This window comes from Corallococcus sicarius (assembly GCF_003611735.1).
GTDB classification, from domain to species: domain Bacteria; phylum Myxococcota; class Myxococcia; order Myxococcales; family Myxococcaceae; genus Corallococcus; species Corallococcus sicarius.
Genome location: NZ_RAWG01000552.1, coordinates 1 through 3084, shown reverse-complemented (window position 1 = coordinate 3084; position 3084 = coordinate 1). Strand labels below are relative to the sequence as shown.

The window sequence follows — 3084 nt, the reverse complement described above, 5'->3', positions numbered from 1 at the left end:
GGGGTGGCCGGGGTGGGGCTCACCTACGACTTAATTGAAAGACACCAGGACACCCAGCCGTGGACGGTGTCGGTGCTGGTGCGACGGGCTTGGACGGACGCGGGGGCTCGCACGGACGTGTCCTTCGACGTCACGGTGCCGCTGGCGATGTTCTTCGGAACGCGGATTCCCGCCCCGACGAACGGGGGCCCGTCTTCGAAGTAGCCCCAGGCCGGGCTGCATACTATGGAAGTCCCCACTATGAACTTCGAGCTGACCGACATCCAGCGCGAGATCCAGCGGCTGTGCCGAGAGTTCGCCGCCAAGGAACTCATCCCCAACGCCCGCAAGTGGGACGAACAGCACGCCTGGCCCACCGACGCGGTGAAGAAGCTCGCGGAGCTGTCGCTCCTGGGCATCGCGGTGCCGGAGGAGTTTGGCGGCGCGGGCCTGGACAACGTCTGTTACTCCATCGCCATGGAGGAGATCAGCCGCGGCTGTGCCTCCACCGGCGTCATCATGAGCGTGAACAACTCGCTCTACTGCGATCCGATCTCCAAGTTCGGCACCCCCGAGCAGAAGGAGCAGTTCCTCAAGCCCTTCGCCAGCGGGGAGAAGCTGGGCTGCTTCGGCCTCACGGAGCCGGAGGCCGGCAGCGACGCGGCCGCCCAGAAGACCGTCGCCGTGAAGCGCGGTGACGAGTACATCATCAACGGCTCCAAGAACTGGATCACCAACGGCCCCAAGGCGGACGCCATCGTGCTCATCACGATGACCAACCGCGAGGCCGGCAACAAGGGCATCACCGCGTTCCTCGTGCCCACCAACACGCCGGGCTTCACCCGCGCGGAGCCCGACAAGAAGATGGGCATCAGCGCCGCCTGGTCCTGCTCCATGTTCTTCGAGGACATGCGCGTGCCGGAGAAGTACCGCCTGGGCAAGGAGGGCGAGGGCTTCAAGGTCGCCATGTCCACCCTGGACGGGGGCCGCATCGGCATCGCGTCCCAGGCGCTGGGCATCGCGCGCGCGGCCTTCGAGGAGGCGGTGCGCTACTCGGGCGAGCGCAAGACGTTCGGCAAGCCCATCCGCGACCACCAGGCCATCCAGTTCATGATCGCCGACATGGCCATGGAGATCGACGCGGCCCGCCTGCTGGTGTGGCGCGCGGCGCTGATGAAGGACCAGGGCGTGCGTCACAGCCCGGAGAGCGCCATGGCGAAGCTGTACGCCAGCGAGATGGCCAGCCGCGTGGCCAACAAGGCCCTGCAGATCCACGGCGGCATGGGCTACAGCAAGGAAATGGACGCCGAGCGCCACGTGCGCGACGCGCGCATCACCGAAATCTACGAGGGGACGAGCGAGATCCAGCGCATCGTCATCTCCGCTAACCTGCTCAAGGAGTAGTCCCCCCATGAAGCGCGCGCTCCTCCCCATGTTGATGTTGCTGGTGGCGCCGTCCATGGCCACCGCCCAGGGCACGTCCACGAAGAAGAAGCCGGCGGCCACGAAGCCGGCCCCTGGGACGCCGGACGCGGCCACGAAGGCCGCCCCGAAGGACGACGGCCTGGATGTCAGCCGGCTGCCCTTCACCCCGGACTCCATCCGGCAGGTGATGGTCCACAACAGCCCTCGCATCCAGGAGTGCTACGAGGACCACATGGTGGAGAAGGACAAGAAGGTGGAGGGCAAGCTGATGACCACCTTTACCATCACCGCCGAGGGCACCGTGCGCAGCGCCAAGGTGGACCGCCAGCAGAGCACGCTGAAGGACGCGGGGCTCAACGACTGCGTGGTGTCCGTCCTCATGTCCATGGACTTCCCCAAGCCCACGGACGGCCGCGAGCACCCCATCGAGTACCCGTTCAACCTCAAGGCCGTCGAATGAACTTCGACCTCACCGAGACCCAGTCGCTCATCCGCGACACCGCGCGCAAGTTCGCGCGGGAGCAGGTGGCGCCCCACGCCCGCAAGGCGGACCGCGAGGAGCGCTTCGACCCGGAGGTCTTCAAGGCCCTGGCCCAGGTGGGCCTGCTCGGGGTGAACCTGCCGGCCCGCTACGGCGGCGCCGAGGCGGGCGTCGTCTCCTACGCCCTGGCGATGATGGAGATGGCCGCCGCGGACGCCTCCGTGTCCGTGGCCATGGCCGTCACCAACATGTGCGCGGAGCTCATCCACGCGGTCGGCACCGACGCGCAGCGGGAGAAGTTCGTCACGAAGCTCACCTCCGGTGAGGCCATCGTCGGCGCCTTCGCGCTCTCCGAACCGCACGCCGGCTCCGACCCCGGCGCCATGCTCACCACCGCCACGAAGCGCGGCGACCGCTACGTCATCAACGGCAGCAAGCAGTGGATCACCTCCGGCGCCTACGCGGGCGTGATGGTCGTCTGGGCCCGCACGGGCGCGGCCGGCAACAAGGGCCTGTCCTGCTTCATCGTGGAGGGCGGCACCAAGGGCCTCCACGTGGGCAAGCACGAGGACAAGATGGGCCTGCGCGCGTCCAACACCGTGGGGCTCACCTTCGAGGACTGTGAAGTCCCCGCGGAGAACCTCCTGGGCAAGGAGGGCGACGGGTTCCGCCTCGCGATGATGGCGCTGGACGGTGGCCGCATCGGCATCGCGGCCCAGGCGTGCGGCGTGGGCCGGGCGGCGCTGGAGGCGACCATCTCCTACACCAAGGACCGCAAGGCCTTTGGTCAGGCGGTGGCGGACCTGCAGGCCCCGCGCTTCATGATGGCGGACATGCGCACGCAGTTGGACGCGGCGGAGCTGCTCACGCTGCGCGCCGCCGCCCTCAAGGAGCAGGGCCAGCCGTTCACCCGTGAGGCCTCCATGGCGAAGCTGTTCGCCAGCGAGATGAGCAACCGGGTGGCCGACAAGGCCGTGCAGCTCCATGGCGGCTACGGCTACATCGACGAGTTCCCCGTCGAGCGCTTCTTCCGGGATGCCCGCGTGCAGACCATCTACGAGGGCACCAGCGAGGTGCAGCGTCTGGTCATCGCCCGGGAGACGTTCCGCCAGCAGGGGTAGGGCGGCCTGATTCCCCGCCGGGTCCCCAGGCGCTCCGCCCGTCCCACACCGGGCGGGCGGAGCGCCTGGGGACCCGGC

Annotated in this window: 3 protein-coding genes and 1 pseudogene; all 4 read left to right on the top strand. The window is 68.4% G+C overall.

Translation table 11 applies throughout. The features are described 5' to 3' along the window. Positions 1-204 (top strand): annotated as a pseudogene (locus tag D7X12_RS40520) (hypothetical protein); the annotation flags it as partial. A 36-nt stretch (positions 205-240) separates the two neighbouring features. Next, positions 241-1383 (top strand): acyl-CoA dehydrogenase, encoded by a 1143-nt coding sequence (locus D7X12_RS40515; RefSeq protein ID WP_120630454.1) that lies wholly within the window; start codon positions 241-243, stop codon positions 1381-1383. 7 nt (positions 1384-1390) lie between these two features. Continuing rightward, positions 1391-1864, top strand: coding sequence for an AgmX/PglI C-terminal domain-containing protein (locus tag D7X12_RS40510; protein ID WP_120630453.1), 474 nt, complete (start codon positions 1391-1393; stop codon positions 1862-1864). Continuing rightward, the gene (locus D7X12_RS40505) at positions 1861-3006 is read left to right on the top strand and encodes an acyl-CoA dehydrogenase family protein (RefSeq protein ID WP_120630452.1); all 1146 of its coding nucleotides are present in this window, start codon (positions 1861-1863) and stop codon (positions 3004-3006) included. Before D7X12_RS40510 ends, D7X12_RS40505 begins: the two co-directional genes overlap by 4 nt. Positions 3007-3084: the final 78 nt, after the last annotated feature.